This is a genomic window from Actinoplanes sp. NPDC048988 (assembly GCF_043197815.1).
Classification (GTDB): Bacteria; Actinomycetota; Actinomycetes; order Mycobacteriales; family Micromonosporaceae; genus Actinoplanes.
Genome location: NZ_JBICTW010000001.1, coordinates 527,592 through 541,856, shown reverse-complemented (window position 1 = coordinate 541,856; position 14,265 = coordinate 527,592). Strand labels below are relative to the sequence as shown.

The following is a 14,265-nucleotide window of genomic DNA, read 5'->3' as shown; positions in this document are numbered from 1 at the left end:
CATTTCGGTAAGTTAATTTTTCCGACACAGCAGAACTGCAAAAATATGTAGTACATCTACTACGACCTTGCTAACGTCCCGGACATGGGAGGAATGACATTGACGGGGGCGCTCGCCGCCGGCCCGGAGGTTCCGGCCGGCGAGCGCGTGATCGACGTCCGCGATCTCCGCATGCGGTACGGGGCGAAGGATGTCCTGACCGGGGTGACCTTCGCCGCCCGCCGCGGTGAGGTCCTCGCGCTGCTCGGCCCCAACGGGGCCGGCAAGACCACCACCATCGAGATCCTCGAAGGCTTTCGGATGAGGTCTTCCGGAGAGGTACGGGTTCTGGGCGTCGACCCGTCCGCCGGCGGCGAGCATTGGCGCTCCCGCGTCGGCGTGGTTCTGCAGTCGTGGCGCGACCACGGGAAGTGGCGCGTCGCCGAGCTGTTGGGACACCTGGGGCGCTACTACCGCCCGTACTCGACGCCCGAGACCCGCCGTCCCTGGCCCGTGGGTGATCTGCTCGAGGTGGTCGGCCTGACCGCGCAGGCCGGGACCCGGGTGTCCCGGCTCTCCGGTGGCCAGCGGCGGCGGCTCGACGTGGCGATCGGCATCGTGGGCCGGCCCGAGCTGCTCTTCCTCGACGAGCCCACGGTCGGCTTCGATCCGGCGGCCCGCCGCGAGTTCCACGACCTGGTCCACCGGCTCACCGATGTGGACGACACGACGATCCTGCTCACCACCCACGACCTCGACGAGGCCGAGAAACTGGCCGACCGCATCGTCATCCTGTCCGGCGGCCGGATCATCGCCGACGGGTCGGCCGACGATCTCTCCCGCCTGGTCTCCCGCGAGAGCGAGATCCGCTGGACCCGCGACGGCCAGCGGTTCGTCCACTCGGCCGAGGAGGCGACGCCGTTCGTCCGCGAACTGCTGACGCAGTACGGCGACAGCGTCACCGAGCTTGAGGTACGCCGCAGCAGCCTCGAGGACACGTACATGCGGCTGGTCCGCGACTTCGAGGAGAGCGCCCGATGATCGAGACGTTCCGGACCGGCGCCGCCCGCGGCCGCATCGAGCTGCGGCAGACGCTCACCACGCCGATCGACCTGTGGGGCTACCTGTTCCCGACCGTGGTGCTGCTCCTCGTCCTGTTCTTCATGCGGGACGCGACGATCCCCGGCACCGACTTCTCGCTCGGCGCCGGCGCCCTGCCCGGCATGCTCGGCATGAACCTGGCCTTCGGCGGCCTCGTCACGATCGCCCAACTGCTCGTCGTCGAGCGCGAGGACGGCACGCTGCTGCGGGCCAAGGCCACGCCGAACGGGATGGGCGGCTACCTGGTCGGCAAGGTCATCGTCGTCGGCGGTATGACGCTGGTCTCCATGGTGGCCGTGCTCATCCCGGGCGCCCTGCTGGTCGACGGGCTGGAGACCGGACCCGGCACGTGGCTGACGTTGCTCTGGCTGCTGCCGCTGGCTCTGCTGGCCACCATGCCGCTCGGCGCCGCGCTGGGCTCCGTCTTCGAGAGTCCGCGCGCCCTGCCGGTGATCATGCTGCCGTTGTTCGGGCTGATCGCGATCTCCGGCGTCTTCTACCCGATCAGCGCGATGCCGGGCTGGCTCCAGGGCGTCGCCCAGGTCTTCCCGATCTACTGGTTAGGGTTGGGCATGCGCTCGGCGTTCCTGCCGGACGCGCTGGCCTCGGTCGAACTGACCGGGTCCTGGCGCACCCTGGAGACGTTCGGCGTGCTCGCGGCCTGGGCCGTCGTCGGCCTGGCGCTGGCGCCCACGCTCTTGCGTCGGATGGCGCGGCGCGAGTCCGGTTCGGCCGTCGCGGCGCGGCGCGAGCGAATGATGAGCACGGTCGGGCGGTAGGAATTGGGCAACGAGGTCACGCACAACCGGATCGCGATGCTGCGCGCCGAGCGCGGCATCTCGCGGCGGCAGCTCGCCGACGCGGTCGGGGTCCACTACCAGACCGTCGGCTACATCGAGCGCGGCGAGTTCAGCCCCAGCCTCCACCTGGCCCTCAAGATCGGCCGCTACTTCGAGGTGCCGGTCGAGGTGATCTTCTCGCTCGACCCGTTCCCCCGTCTCGGTGCGACGGCGGACGGAGCGCAGCGCCCGGCGTAGATTTCCTAGGAGCATCAAAGCCGCGAACAGGAGATCATCGTGCGTTTCGCCCGTTTTGTCCATGCTGGTGGGGTCTCCTTCGGCGTCGTCGAGGGTGACGCCTCCGGCCTGACCGTCGCCGAGATCTCTTCCCTGCCGTTCGAGGAGGTCCGCTTCACCGGTCAGCGCTGGGCGCTGGCCGACGTCCGGCTCCTCGCCCCGATCTTCTCGAGCAAGGTCATCGGCGTCGGCCGCAACTACGCCGACCACGCCGCCGAGCTCGGCAACGAGGTGCCCAAGGAGCCGCTGATCTTCATCAAGCCCTCCACCTCGGTGATCGGGCCCAACGACGCCATCCGGCTCCCCCCGCAGTCGCAGCGCGTCGAGGAGGAGGCCGAGTTGGCCGTCGTCATCGGCGCCACCGGAGCCCGCCGCGTCGACCGGGCCGGCGCCGAAAAGGCGATCTTCGGCTACACCATCGGCAACGACGTCACCGCCCGCGACCTGCAGCGCAGCGACCCGCAGTGGACCCGGGCCAAAGGCTTCGACTCGTTCTGCCCGATCGGGCCGTGGATCGTCACCGGCCTCGACGTGAGCGACCTCGAGATCCGGTGCGAGGTCGGCCGCGACCCCGAAGCCATGGAGGTGCGGCAGATCGGCCGTACGAAGGACATGGTCTTCGACGTGCCGACCCTCGTCTCGTACGTGTCGCACGTCATGACGCTGCTGCCCGGCGACATCATCCTCACCGGCACGCCGGCCGGAGTCAGCGAGATCACCTCGGGCGACACCGTCTCGGTGAGCATCCAGGGCATCGGCGAACTCCGCAACCCGGTCGTCTCCCTCGACTGACGCCGATGAAGATCCTCGTCACCGGCGCGACCGGAAACATCGGCCGCATGGTCGTGGACGAACTGCTGGCGCGAGGAGCCTCAGACGTACGGGCCCTGACCGTCGACCCCGCCAAAGCGGCCCTGCCCGCGGGCGTCGACGTGGTGAAAGGCTTCGTGGGGCGGCCGTCCACACTGCCGGCCGCCCTCGCCGGCGTCGACGTGATGTACCTGGCGCCGCACGTACCGACCGCCCCCGAAGTCTGCCGGCTGGCGGCCGACGCCGGCGTGCGGCGCATCGTCGACCTGGCCGGCGCCAAAGGCGAACACTGGCAGGCCATCGAAGACGCCGTCGAAGCGAGCGGCGTGCCCTGGACCCACCTCGAACCCGGCGAATTCATGGCCAACGCCGAACTGTGGGCCCCACAGATCCGCGCCGGCGACGAAGTACGAGACGCCTACGGCACAGTGGCCAACGCGGCCATCGCCCAGGAAGACATCGCCGCCGTCGCCGCCCACGTCATCCTCACCGACGGCCACGAAGGCAGGTCGTACGAGCTGACCGGCCCCGAAACCCTCAGCCGCCGTGACAAGGTGGCGGCCATCGGGCAGGCCCTCGAACGTGACCTCGCCTACATCGACCTCCCGTACGACCAGGCCCTGACCCAATTCGAAAAGACCATGGGCGAACACGCCAAGTGGTACCTCGACGGCCTCGCCGCCTCGGTAGGCCACCCCCAACCGGCGCTGCCCACCGTCGCCGAACTGACCGGCCGCCCCGCCACGACATACGTCGAGTGGACCCGCCGCCACCAGGGCATCTTCCGATGATCCGAACCCGATTTGTTGGTCATGCGAGGGTCGGGTAGAGTTCTTTCTCGGCACGGCAACGCGGCAAAAACCAAGAAGCCGAGCCAATGGGGTATGGGGTAATTGGCAGCCCGACTGATTCTGGTTCAGTTAGTCTAGGTTCGAGTCCTGGTACCCCAGCGCTACAACTCCCGCGGGAGGGGCGGCGCTGGACTTCTGATAGAGTTCGGCCCGTCGCCAACGCGAGAGCGAAGCGAAAAGCAGTACAAAGCAAGTCCTGGCCCCGTCGTCTAGCGGCCTAGGACGCCGCCCTCTCAAGGCGGTAGCGAGGGTTCGAATCCCTTCGGGGCTACATTCGGGGTGACCCCTGTCCGCAGTAAGCGCGGACAGGGGTCATTTCGCATATCTGCCTGGGGGGCGACCCCCCAGACCCCCACGGTGCGGTGGTTGCGGTGGGGAGTCGGGTGCGGGTCCGAACCCCTTCGGGGTCCGGGCGGGTGGGGAGGGCTGAGCCCTTCGGGCCGGCATGGGGCCGCGGGGTTCGCTCGTGCCTGCTATGCCGATTGTTGTGCGGCTCGGTGCGTGTCTTGCGGCGCTGTTGGGCGCTGCCGTGTCGCCTGGGGGTGCTCGGTGTGGCGACCGCTCGTCGCGCCGACCGTCGGCCGCGCGTATCCGTCCACGCCGCCGTTCACGGTGTGTATCGGTCTGCGCTGTCTGGGCGCCGTGCGCTCGTTCGGCCGTCCATGGCGTGTATCGGTCTGCGCTGTCTGGGCGCCGTGCGCTCGTTCGGCCGTCCACGGCGTGTATCCGTGCGCCTCTCCTGCGCGCTGTGCGCTCGTCTGGCCGTCCATCGCGCGCCCTGCGCCCTCGCTGACCTCCGGCTGCCCGCATTACCTGCTGTGCCGCGGGTCGTATGCCCGTCTGTGTCGCCGGGCGTATGCCGTCCGTCGGTCCCGCCCGCGTCGCCCGTCTACCGCGCGGCCTCCGCCCCCTCGCTGACCTCCGGCCGCCCGCATCACCCGCTGTGCCGCTTGTCGTAATGCCGCCCGCCTGCCGCGCCGCCTCCATCCGCCCGCGTTGCCCGCCGTGTCGCGGGTCGTATGGGCGTCCCCCGCCATACCGCTCGCCTGCGCCGCTCGCCGAGCGTGTCGTTCGCCTGCGCCGCTCGCCGAGCGTGTCGTTCGCCTGCGCGGCCGCCGACCGCGTCGCTTGCCGGGCGCGTTGGCCGCCGCCTGTGCGCCCGTTGGCCCGCGTTGCTCGCCGGGCGCGTTGGCCGCCGCCTGTGCGCCCGTTGGCCCGCGTTGCTCGCCGGGCGCGTTGGCCGCCGCCTGTGCGCCTGTCGGACCGCGTTGCTCGCCGTGTTGTGAGTCGTATGGGTGCCGGTCGCCCATGCCCGTGTCGCCTACCCGGCCGCCGCGCGCCCGCTGGGGGTCTACGCGTCGGCTGCGGGTTCGGCGTCTGTGGTGTGGGGCGTGGTGGTGGTTGTGCGCCGTTCGGTGGTGTGGGGCGGGCGCGGTGTGGGGTGGGGTGGGGTGGGTTTGGGGGTGAAGGGTGGAAGGGGGGAGGGCTAGCTTCAGGGGGTGAGGGATGTTGCGGTGCGGCGGGTGGACTTTGGGCGGTTTGTTCGGCCGGGGGAGGAGACGGGGACTGGGGTGGCTCGGGTTGAGCCGGTGTTCGGGTATGTGGTTGAGCATCCGGTGGCGGGGCGACTGCTGGTTGATACGGGGATGGGTGGGGATGCCTGGGTTGAGGGGCATTACCGGCCCAGTCGGGTTCCGCTTGTGGAGGCGCTCCAACGGGGCGGCGTCGAGCTTGGTGATGTTCGGTATGTGGTGAACTGCCATCTCCACTTTGATCACTGCGGGGGGAATCCGGAGCTGGCGGGGCGGCCGGTGTTCGCGCAGCGGGCGGAGCTGGAGCTGGCGCGGGCGGTGGAGAGTCACACGCTGCCCGAGTTGGTTGACCATCCGGGGGCGGTCGTCGAAGAGGTCGACGGGGAAGTGGAAGTCATGCCGGGGGTCTCGATCGTGCCAACGCCGGGGCACACCGCGGGGCACCAGTCGGTTGTGGTGCGGCGGCGGGACGGGACGGTGGTCGTGGCGGGGCAGAGCCACGACAACGCGACTCTGTTCACCGGTGACGTGCTGGGGCGGCAGGCGGGTGTGGGCGAGCAACCGGACTGGCTCGGCCGGCTACTCGCCCTCGACCCCAAGCAGGTGGTCTTCGCTCACGACAACGCGGTCTGGACTCCCGGCTCCAGCCAGGTCAGCCTGCCCTGAGGGAAAGCGGCGTCGATTTCCGGGCGGCCCTCGTGGAAGTGGGACCAGCCCTCGTAGTGGACCGGTACCACGTGGCGGGGTTTCACCCGATCGACCAGGGTGGCCGCGTCGCGGCCGGTCATGGTGAAGCGGGCCGGGCCGGTCAAGCCGAACTGGACCTTGCCCAGGTGCAGGATCGCCGTGTCCACCTCGAAACGGTCGGCCACCTGGAGGACGCCGGGGAAGACCACCGTGTCGCCGGAAATCCACGTCACGGTCGAGGAACCCTTGGGGCGCAAGGCGAAACCGGTTGTCGGGCCGACGATCGGGACGCTCCACCACGGGCCGTGCCGGGACGGGGTGGCGGTCACCTCGACGTCGCCGATTTTCGTCGACGTCCACGGGGACAAGCCGGTTGCGCCCAGGCGGCGGGCGCCCGCGACAGTGGTCACCACCGTCGGCACCCGTTTCAGCAGTGCGCGGCCGGCGTCGTCGAGGTTGTCGGCGTGCTGGTCGTGAGTCAGCAGGACGCCGTCGAGCGGGCCCAGCGCCGTGGCCGGCAGGGCGGGGCCGGCGGTCTTACGCGACGAGGTGCCCCAGCCGAACGCGTAGTGGCGGCCGGGGGCGTCGAACGTCGGGTCGACCAGAAGCCGTACGCCACCAATCTCCAGCAGCGTCGTCGGGCCGCCGATGTGCGTGATGGACAGGCCGGTCATGAAGCGTGCCGCAGGGCCCAGTCGAGCACCTCGTCGGCGATCGACTCCCAGCCCTTCTGCGCCGGCAGCAGGTGGGCGTATCCCTCGTACTCCTTGCGTTCGGTGATGGTGTTGGACTTGTAGTGCTTCTGGTTCGACTCCTGGACGGCCGGCGGCATGATGTGGTCCTCGGAACCCGAGACGAACAGCAGCGGCGCCCGGTTGTCGTTGTGGTAGTCGACCCACGTGTCCTGGTGGCCGGGCTGGAAGTTGGCGAGCACGCCGCCCCACAGGATGCCGCCGCTGGCCGGGATCGCGTACCGCTCGTACAGGAAACGCGCCTCTTCATCGGTGAAGGTGTTGGTGAAAGCGTATTTCCACTCCTCGAAGGTGAGCGGGATCGCCTTGTGCCGGTTGGCCGGGCTCTTCAGCACCGGGAACGTCGATTTGAGCTGGGAGAGCGGAACCACCCGTACGCCCTCGGTCGGTGCCGAGTTGAGCGCCACGCCGGCCACGCCGAACCCGTGGTCGAGCAGGATCTGGGTGAAGGCGCCGCCGGCCGAGTGACCGATGATGATCGGCGGCTCCGGCAGTGCTTTGATCTCCTCCTCGTAGCGGGCGATGATCTGCGGCACGGTGACGTCGACCACCGGCGTCGGGTCGGCGTTCAGGGCTTCCACCTCGACGTCGAATCCGGGGTAGGCGGGCGCGATCACCTGATGGCCCTTGGCCTCGTAGTGCGCCTTCCAGTTCTCCCAGCTGCGTGGGGTGACCCAGAATCCGTGGACCAGAACGATGGGTTTCATGCGTCGTACTCCTTCAGGAAGGCCAGGAGATCGGCTCCCAGCTGTTCTTTGTGGGTGTCGGTGATGCCGTGCGGCGCACCGGGGTAGACGGTCAGGACGGCCCCGGCGACGCGGGTGGCGCTGGCCTGGCCGCCGACGGCGAACGGCACGACCTGGTCGTCGTCGCCGTGGATGACGAGCGTGGGGACGTCGAACGCGTCCAGGTCGGCCCGGAAATCGGTGCCGGAGAAGGCGGCGATCGACTCGTACGCGTTGTGGTGCCCCGCCGCCATCGACTGCAGCCAGAAGGCGTCGCGGATGCCGGCCGAGACGTCGGCCCCGGGCCGGTTGTTGCCGAAGAACGGCCCGTAAGCCAGGTCCTGGTACAGCTGCGACCGGTCGGCCAGGGACCCGGCCCGGAGCCCGTCGAACACGTCGACCGGCAGGCCACCCGGGTTGTCCGGGGTCCGCATCATGAACGGCGGCACCGCGGAGACCAGCGCCACCTGGGCGATGCGGGAGGTTCCGTGCCGCCCGACGTAGCGGGCCACCTCGCCGCCGCCCGTCGAGAAGCCGACGAGCGTCACGTCCCGCAGATCAAGGGCGTCGATCAAAGTCTTCAGGTCATCGGCGTACGTGTCCATGTCGTTGCCCTGCCAGGTCTGCGTGGACCGGCCGTGCCCGCGGCGGTCGTGGGCGATCGCGCGGAATCCGTTGGCGGCGAGTAGAAGTTGCTGCGCCTCCCAACTGTCGGAGTTGAGTGGCCACCCGTGGCTGAGGATCACCGGCCGGCCGGTGCCCCAGTCCTTGTAGAAGATCTCCGCCCCGTAAGCGGCGCTCACGTGTGCCATCAGCCGATCGTGGTGGGAGCGCGCCCATCCGCGAATCCCGTGAAACGCGTAGTCAGTCGTGCAAGATGTCGCGGAGTTGCCGCCGCGAGCGGACGCCGAGCTTCCGATACACCTTGCGCAGGTGGTAATCGACGGTGCTGGCACTCAGGAACAGATGCGCGGCGATCTCCGCGTTCGTACCGCCGCCCCGGGCCAGGCGGGCCACGGCGGCCTCCTGCGGGGTCAAGGCCGTTTCATTTTCCGGTACGGGGGTGAGCCCGCTCTCGCCCAGCGGGCGGAGCTCGGCCCGCGCCCGGTCGGCGAACGCCCGCGCCTTCTCGGCTTCGAACATCTCCAGCGCCGCCGCCAGCTCCTGCCGGGCGTCGCGCCGACGGCGGCGCCGGCGCAACCATTCGCCGTACACCAGCCGGGCCCGGGCGAGGTCCCCGACGGCCCGCGTGACCGACAACCGCTCGATCGCCTCCCGATAGTGCGCCTCGGCCGCGTCGGGCGGGCTGAGCAACGCCTTGGAGCGTTCGCGGAGCCCCTCCGCCCACGGTGTTCCGGCGGCGGCGGTCGCCACGGCCAGATCCGCGTAGGCGAGAGCGGCGGTTCGCCGGTCACCTGAGCGCAGTGCGCTCTCCACCAGATCGGGCAGCACCCGCGCGTAGCGGCCCGGACGGCCGAACTCCACCATCGACTGCAGCCGCCGCCGGGCGGCCACGTAGTCGGCGCAGGCGATGTCGAGCACGGCGATGCTGTGCAGGGTGACCGACCGCATCGCGCCCACCCCCAGCATGTCGAAGACGTCGAGGGCGGGCAGCAGGGCGTCCCGGTCGCCGGGACCGGACCGCCAGGCCACCAGTTCCGGATGCCGCCAGATCAGCTCCTGGTCGGCGGTGACGCCGATCGCTTTGCGCAGCCGCTGCCCGATCGCGTCATGGCGGTCGGCGTCACGCAGCCGCCCCAGGGTGGCGTCGTCCATGGCCGCCATGAAATGCACCAGATCCAGCGTCTGCAAGGCGCCGGCGCGGCGGGCGGCGTCCTCGGCCCCGCGCAGCACCACCCGGCGCGACTCGTCGTCCCACAGCAGCGTGCAGAGGGTTATCCCGAGCTGATAGTGGGTGAGCAGATGCTCGTCGCGGCGGTCCGGACCGGTCAGCGCGGCGATGCCCCGCCGCATCGCCGGCACACCCCGCTCGAATCCGCTCACGAGGAAGGCGGCGAAGCCGGCCAGCAGCAGATCGGGCGCGCCGTCGGGATCGGGCCCGGCGAGCCGGACGGCCGCCTCGGCGATCTGCTCCGGGGTGACACCGCGCATCAGATCCTCGGCCGTGATCGAGTGATGCATCGCCAGCAGCACGGCCTCACGGGTGCGATCCGGTTCCGTACTGCCGAACGCGTCCGCCGCGGCGAGACACATCGCCGCGGCGTCGCGCAACGCGCCCGGCGCACCGGTGGTGACCGACGCCATGGCCCTCGTCATCAACGCCGCTCCCCGCTGCGGCCCGGCCAGCAGCCCTTCGTCCACCTCGTCCAGCAGCCGCAGCGCGCGGGCCGGGGCACCGGCCGGCACCGCCGCCTCGGCCGCCGCGACGGTACGGGCGGCCCGGTCGGCCGGCGCCGGTGACAGCTCGGCGGCCCGGGTCAGGAAGGTGGCCCGGGCCGCGACCCCGCCCCGGGCGGCCGCCCGCTCGGCGCAGCGTTCGAGCTCGGCCGCCACCTCCTCGTCGAGACCGGTCGCGGCCGCGGCCAGATGCCAGGCCCGGCGGTCCGCGTCGACCGCGTGCGACGTGGCCGCGGCCAGAGCCCGGTGCACGGCCCGCCGCCGCCCCGCCGGGGCGTCACCGTAGACGGCCGACCGCACCAGCGGATGCCGGAAAGCCACCGGCGGCGTCCCGGCGACGAGCCGCAGATCCTCAGCCGGCTCCGCGTCGACCGGCCCGATGCCGAGACCATCGGCGGCGGCCAGAATCTGTTCCGCCGTGGCGCCCGCCCCCGCCGCGGCCAGCAACAGCCACAGCTGGGCCCGCTCGGGAAGCCGCCGGACAGCGGCCGAATAATGCGCTTCGAGCCGGCTGCCGATCGGCGCCGGATCGGGAAGCGGACTCGCGCCGCCCAACTGCTCGACGCTGAGTTCCTGCCCCAGATCGGTCAGGGCGAGCGGATTCCCGCCCGTGGCAACGGCTATCCCATCGGCCAGCCCCGGATCGAGCGGCGCCGGCGCGACCTCGGCGAGCAACGCCACGGCCGCCTCCCGGTCGAGACCGCCGACCTCGACGACCGGCACACCGGCCAGCAGATCGAAGTCGTCGCCGTCGGCGGACCGCCAGCCGAACAGCAGAACGACCCCCTCGGCGTGCAGCCGCCGGGCCACGAAGGCCAGTGCCCGCAACGATTCCCGATCGAACCACTGCGCGTCGTCGAGCACACAGAGCCGCGGCGCGTCGGCGAGCAGAGTCAGGGCGGCGAGACTGACGAGAAACACATCAGGAGGCGGCCCGTCGGCCAGCCCGCAAGCGACCTCGAGCGCGGCCCGCTGCGTCGCCGGCAGCCGATCCCGGCGCGGCAGACAGGGCACCAGAAGCCGATGCAGCGCCGCGAACGGAAAGGTCGACTCGGCCTCGACGCCGTTGATGTCCAGGCCTCCGGGCGCACGGCTCCGCGCATGACGCAGCAGAGCCGTCTTACCGACACCGGCCTCACCGCGCAGCACCGCACTGGCGCTGCGCCCGCGCCGAATCCCGGCCACCAGGTCATCGAGCGCAGCACACTCGGATTCGCGCCCGAAGAGTCGCACGCCGCGACCTTATCGACGCCCACCGACCCGATCACAGGTCCAAAAGTCTCGGATCCGCCGTAGAGCAGGCCGAAATGACCCGACCATGCCCCGCCCGAAAGCGATTCGCCCGGAACCGCCCGGTCCAACCAGGCCGCCGAAGCCGTCACCGCAAGGCCCACCGTGCAGTGCGCGCCGCTCACCGCGCAGTGCCCACCGCGCAGTGCCCACCGCGCAGTGCCCACCCACCCTGGGGGCCCCCGCCTCGATGCATTGTCGTCCAAAAGCGGGGTGCCGCGCGGACGGGCTGTGGACAACGTTCTCAGGGCTGTGGACAACGAGCCTGAGGCGCCCGGGGCGGCGGGCCGAAGCCGGCATAGTGGCGCGGGGCGATGTCATGGCAGATGTGCGGCCGCTGGGTGATGTCGTGGTCTGCGCGCTGGGGTCGAGTGATGTCATGGCAGATGTGCGGCCGCTGGGTGATGTCGTGGTCTGCGCGCTGGGGTCGAGTGATGTCATGGCAGCCGTGCGGCCGCTGGGTGATGTCGTGGCCTGCTCGCTGGGATCGAGTGATGTGATGGCGGGCGCGCTGGGTGAATTCGCGGCTGGCGGGCGGGTGGGTGATGTCGCGGCCGCGGTGGCGCGGATCGAGGTCACGACAGGCGCATAGCGCGGACCGACGGCACGAGGAAGGTGGCGCGCGGCAAGTCGGCGTAACGCGAGTTGAGAGCAAGCCAGACCCGGGTGGCGCTACGGACGGAGCGGGCGGCAAACAGCCGTAAAGCAAAGGGCGGGCACGATACGCGTTGAGACCGCGAGCGCAGGCCGGTTGGGCCTGACAGGCGTCCGGGCGGCGCGCGTAGGCGGGTTGGGCACTACAGGCGTCCGGCGGCGCGCGTAGGCGGGTCGGCACGACGGGCGCAGGCGACGCGAGTAGGCGTGACCGCGGAGGGAAAAGCGGGACAACGAGTCGCCCCGCCCGGTCGCGTCGGGTGTCAGAGGCCGGAAAGGCGTTGCCCCGCGCGGACGACCGCCATCGCGTGCCGCTCTCCGGGGCGGCGTCCGAGGCGTTCGATCGGACCGCTTATCGAGATGGACGCGATGACCCGCCCCGTGCGGTCGCGGATCGGGGCCGAGACGCTGGCCACGCCGGGCTCGCGTTCGGCGACGCTCTGGGCCCAGCCGCGGCGGCGGACCTCGGCCAGGGTGCGGCCGGTGAACTTGCAGCGGGGCAGCAGCGGCATGACTGCCTCGGGCGGCTCCCACGCCAGCAGGATCTGGGCCGCCGAACCGGCCACCATCGGCAGTACCGAGCCCACCGGGACCGTGTCGCGCAGGCCGCTGGCGCGTTCGGCGGCGGCCACGCAGATGCGTTCGTCCGCACGGCGCAAGTAGAGCTGCGCGCTCTCCCCGGTCGCGTCCCGCAATGCGGAAAGCAGGGGTTCGGCCGCGGTCAGCAGCACGTCCGGCGCGGCGTTGGCCAGCTCGCCCAGGCGGGGGCCGGGACGCCACCGGCCCTGGGTGTCGCGCACCAGCATCCGGTGGATCTCCAGGGCCTGGGCCAGGCGATGTGCGGTCGCCCGGGGCAGCTTCGTTCGGTCGACGAGTTCCGCCAGGCTGGCGCCGTCGACACAGGCCGCCAAGATGACGACCGCCTTGTCGAGAACGCCGACACCGCTCATACTGTGTCCCACAAGCCGAAACATACCTCCCAGAATTTAGGATGTCCAGATGGTGGGAGTCACTCCGAGGACCCTGGCCGAAAAGGTCTGGGACGACCATGTCGTGCGTGCTGCCGAGGGTGAGCCTGATCTGCTCTACATCGACCTGCACCTCTTGCACGAGGTGACCAGCCCGCAGGCCTTCGACGGCCTGCGCATGGCCGGTCGTCAGGTTCGACGCACCGATCTCACGCTCGCGACCGAGGACCACAACACGCCGACCGGCTATGCCGACCCGGCGTTCAACACCAAGCGCGGCGAGCTTTTCACCATCGCCGACACCACCTCGCGGACGCAGATCGAGACGCTGCGCAAGAACTGCGCCGAGTTCGGCGTGCAGATCCGCCCGCTGGGCGACATCAACCAGGGCATCGTCCACGTGATCGGGCCGCAGCTCGGTCTCACCCAGCCGGGCACGACCATCGTCTGTGGCGACTCGCACACCGCCACCCACGGCGCGTTCGGCGCGCTGGCCTTCGGCATCGGCACCAGTGAGGTCGAGCACGTGCTGGCCACCCAGACGCTGCCGCAGGCGAAGCCGAAGACGATGGCCGTCACGGTCGTCGGCGAGCTCGGCCCGGGGGTCAGCGCCAAGGATCTGATCCTCGCCCTCATCACGCAGACCGGCACCGGCGGCGGCAACGGCCACATCGTGGAGTACCGCGGTGAGGCCATCCGCAAGCTCTCCATGGAGGGCCGGATGACCATCTGCAACATGAGCATCGAGTGGGGCGCCAAGGCCGGCATGATCGCGCCCGACGACACCACGTTCGCGTACCTGAAGGGCCGCGAGCACGCGCCTCAGGGCGAGCAGTGGGACGCCGCCGTCGAGTACTGGCGCACGCTCGTCACCGACGAGGGCGCCGAGTACGACACCGAGATCATCCTGGACGCGTCGGCGATCAGCCCGTTCATCACCTGGGGCACCAACCCCGGTCAGGGCGCCCCGCTCGACAGCGTGGTTCCGGACCCCGACGAGTTCATCGAGGAGACCGACCGCAACGCCGCCCGCCGGGCCCTGGAATACATGGATCTCGCGCCGGGCACGCCGTTCAAGGACGTTCCGGTCGACGTGGTCTTCGTCGGCTCCTGCACCAACGGCCGGATCGAGGACCTGCGCGCGGCGGCCGACGTCATCCGCGGCCACAAGGTGCACGACGGCGTCCGCATGATGATCGTGCCGGGGTCGTACAAGGTGCGCGAGGCGGCCGAGGCCGAGGGGCTGGACAAGGTCTTCACCGAGGCCGGCGCCGAGTGGCGGTTCGCGGGCTGTTCCATGTGCCTGGGCATGAACCCGGACACGCTCAGCCCGGGCCAGCGCGCCGCTTCGACCTCCAACCGCAACTTCGAGGGACGGCAGGGCAAGGGCGGCCGTACGCACCTGGTCTCGCCGCAGGTCGCCGCCGCCACCGCCGTGGTCGGCAAGCTGGCCGCCCCCGCCGACCTCTGAGACCGGAGAAA

At 70.7% G+C, this 14,265-nt stretch carries 13 protein-coding genes and 2 tRNA genes; 10 read left to right on the top strand and 5 right to left on the bottom strand.

Going from position 1 to position 14,265, the window contains the following annotated elements:
- Window positions 1–84 precede the first annotated feature (84 nt).
- The 8 genes from ACGFJ7_RS02620 (at window position 85) to ACGFJ7_RS02585 (ending at window position 6,015) form a co-directional block, all read left to right on the top strand.
- A complete protein-coding gene (locus ACGFJ7_RS02620) occupies window positions 85–1,020 on the top strand; it encodes an ABC transporter ATP-binding protein (protein WP_392640417.1) in 936 nt (311 codons plus the stop codon).
- The gene (locus ACGFJ7_RS02615; protein ID WP_360242216.1) at window positions 1,017–1,859 is read left to right on the top strand and encodes an ABC transporter permease; all 843 of its coding nucleotides are present in this window, start codon (window positions 1,017–1,019) and stop codon (window positions 1,857–1,859) included. Before ACGFJ7_RS02620 ends, ACGFJ7_RS02615 begins: the two co-directional genes overlap by 4 nt.
- A gap of 36 nt (window positions 1,860–1,895) precedes the next feature.
- The gene (locus ACGFJ7_RS02610) at window positions 1,896–2,117 is read left to right on the top strand and encodes a helix-turn-helix transcriptional regulator (protein ID WP_360243580.1); all 222 of its coding nucleotides are present in this window, start codon (window positions 1,896–1,898) and stop codon (window positions 2,115–2,117) included.
- A 39-nt stretch (window positions 2,118–2,156) separates the two neighbouring features.
- Window positions 2,157–2,948, top strand: coding sequence for a fumarylacetoacetate hydrolase family protein (locus ACGFJ7_RS02605; RefSeq protein WP_392640414.1), 792 nt, complete (start codon window positions 2,157–2,159; stop codon window positions 2,946–2,948).
- Window positions 2,949–2,953: 5 nt separating this feature from the next.
- Window positions 2,954–3,757, top strand: a complete 804-nt coding sequence (locus ACGFJ7_RS02600) for an SDR family oxidoreductase (RefSeq protein WP_392640411.1) — start codon at window positions 2,954–2,956, stop codon at window positions 3,755–3,757.
- Window positions 3,758–3,844: 87 nt separating this feature from the next.
- Window positions 3,845–3,916, top strand: a tRNA-Gln gene (locus ACGFJ7_RS02595).
- Between the two features lie 99 nt (window positions 3,917–4,015).
- A tRNA-Glu gene (locus ACGFJ7_RS02590) sits at window positions 4,016–4,088 on the top strand.
- 1,228 nt (window positions 4,089–5,316) lie between these two features.
- Window positions 5,317–6,015, top strand: a complete 699-nt coding sequence (locus tag ACGFJ7_RS02585; RefSeq protein WP_392640408.1) for an MBL fold metallo-hydrolase — start codon at window positions 5,317–5,319, stop codon at window positions 6,013–6,015.
- On the opposite strand, the gene ACGFJ7_RS02580 is transcribed toward ACGFJ7_RS02585, so the two are convergent.
- From ACGFJ7_RS02580 to ACGFJ7_RS02565, 4 genes are read right to left on the bottom strand one after another with little or no spacing between them, the layout of a single operon-like run.
- Window positions 5,964–6,710, bottom strand: coding sequence for an MBL fold metallo-hydrolase (locus ACGFJ7_RS02580; protein WP_360242204.1), 747 nt, complete (start codon window positions 6,708–6,710; stop codon window positions 5,964–5,966). The genes ACGFJ7_RS02585 and ACGFJ7_RS02580 overlap by 52 nt on opposite strands.
- Window positions 6,707–7,495: an alpha/beta hydrolase gene (locus ACGFJ7_RS02575; RefSeq protein ID WP_360242201.1), complete on the bottom strand. Its 789-nt coding sequence runs from the start codon at window positions 7,493–7,495 to the stop codon at window positions 6,707–6,709. Before ACGFJ7_RS02575 ends, ACGFJ7_RS02580 begins: the two co-directional genes overlap by 4 nt.
- The gene (locus ACGFJ7_RS02570; protein WP_360242198.1) at window positions 7,492–8,325 is read right to left on the bottom strand and encodes an alpha/beta hydrolase; all 834 of its coding nucleotides are present in this window, start codon (window positions 8,323–8,325) and stop codon (window positions 7,492–7,494) included. The genes ACGFJ7_RS02575 and ACGFJ7_RS02570 overlap by 4 nt, the downstream gene beginning before the upstream one ends.
- 52 nt (window positions 8,326–8,377) lie before the next feature.
- Complete coding sequence (locus ACGFJ7_RS02565; protein ID WP_360242195.1) at window positions 8,378–11,104, bottom strand: LuxR family transcriptional regulator; 2,727 nt, start codon at window positions 11,102–11,104, stop codon at window positions 8,378–8,380.
- A gap of 376 nt (window positions 11,105–11,480) precedes the next feature.
- Between ACGFJ7_RS02565 and ACGFJ7_RS02560 the strand changes: the two genes are divergently transcribed.
- On the top strand, window positions 11,481–11,753 hold the full coding sequence (locus ACGFJ7_RS02560; protein ID WP_392640404.1) for a hypothetical protein: 273 nt from the start codon (window positions 11,481–11,483) through the stop codon (window positions 11,751–11,753).
- Window positions 11,754–12,078: 325 nt separating this feature from the next.
- Here the strand turns inward: ACGFJ7_RS02560 and ACGFJ7_RS02555 are convergent, their stop codons facing one another.
- Complete coding sequence (locus tag ACGFJ7_RS02555) at window positions 12,079–12,765, bottom strand: IclR family transcriptional regulator (RefSeq protein ID WP_023561932.1); 687 nt, start codon at window positions 12,763–12,765, stop codon at window positions 12,079–12,081.
- A 49-nt stretch (window positions 12,766–12,814) separates the two neighbouring features.
- Here ACGFJ7_RS02555 and leuC point away from each other — a divergent pair, with 49 nt between their 5' ends.
- Complete coding sequence (gene leuC, locus ACGFJ7_RS02550; RefSeq protein ID WP_360242192.1) at window positions 12,815–14,254, top strand: 3-isopropylmalate dehydratase large subunit; 1,440 nt, start codon at window positions 12,815–12,817, stop codon at window positions 14,252–14,254.
- The last annotated feature ends 11 nt before the right edge of the window (window positions 14,255–14,265 follow it).

What these genes read in the sequence shown, in the direction of transcription:
- ACGFJ7_RS02620 (WP_392640417.1), top strand. Translation starts at nt 85, where the DNA reads ATGGGAGGAATGACATTGACGGGGGCGCTCGCCGCCGGCCCGGAGGTT.
- ACGFJ7_RS02615 (WP_360242216.1), top strand. Translation starts at nt 1,017, where the DNA reads ATGATCGAGACGTTCCGGACCGGCGCCGCCCGCGGCCGCATCGAGCTG.
- ACGFJ7_RS02610 (WP_360243580.1), top strand. Translation starts at nt 1,896, where the DNA reads ATGCTGCGCGCCGAGCGCGGCATCTCGCGGCGGCAGCTCGCCGACGCG.
- ACGFJ7_RS02600 (WP_392640411.1), top strand. Translation starts at nt 2,954, where the DNA reads ATGAAGATCCTCGTCACCGGCGCGACCGGAAACATCGGCCGCATGGTC.
- ACGFJ7_RS02580 (WP_360242204.1), bottom strand. Translation starts at nt 6,710, where the DNA reads ATGACCGGCCTGTCCATCACGCACATCGGCGGCCCGACGACGCTGCTG.
- ACGFJ7_RS02575 (WP_360242201.1), bottom strand. Translation starts at nt 7,495, where the DNA reads ATGAAACCCATCGTTCTGGTCCACGGATTCTGGGTCACCCCACGCAGC.
- ACGFJ7_RS02570 (WP_360242198.1), bottom strand. Translation starts at nt 8,325, where the DNA reads ATGGCACACGTGAGCGCCGCTTACGGGGCGGAGATCTTCTACAAGGAC.
- ACGFJ7_RS02560 (WP_392640404.1), top strand. Translation starts at nt 11,481, where the DNA reads ATGGCAGATGTGCGGCCGCTGGGTGATGTCGTGGTCTGCGCGCTGGGG.
- ACGFJ7_RS02555 (WP_023561932.1), bottom strand. Translation starts at nt 12,765, where the DNA reads ATGAGCGGTGTCGGCGTTCTCGACAAGGCGGTCGTCATCTTGGCGGCC.
- leuC (WP_360242192.1), top strand. Translation starts at nt 12,815, where the DNA reads ATGGTGGGAGTCACTCCGAGGACCCTGGCCGAAAAGGTCTGGGACGAC.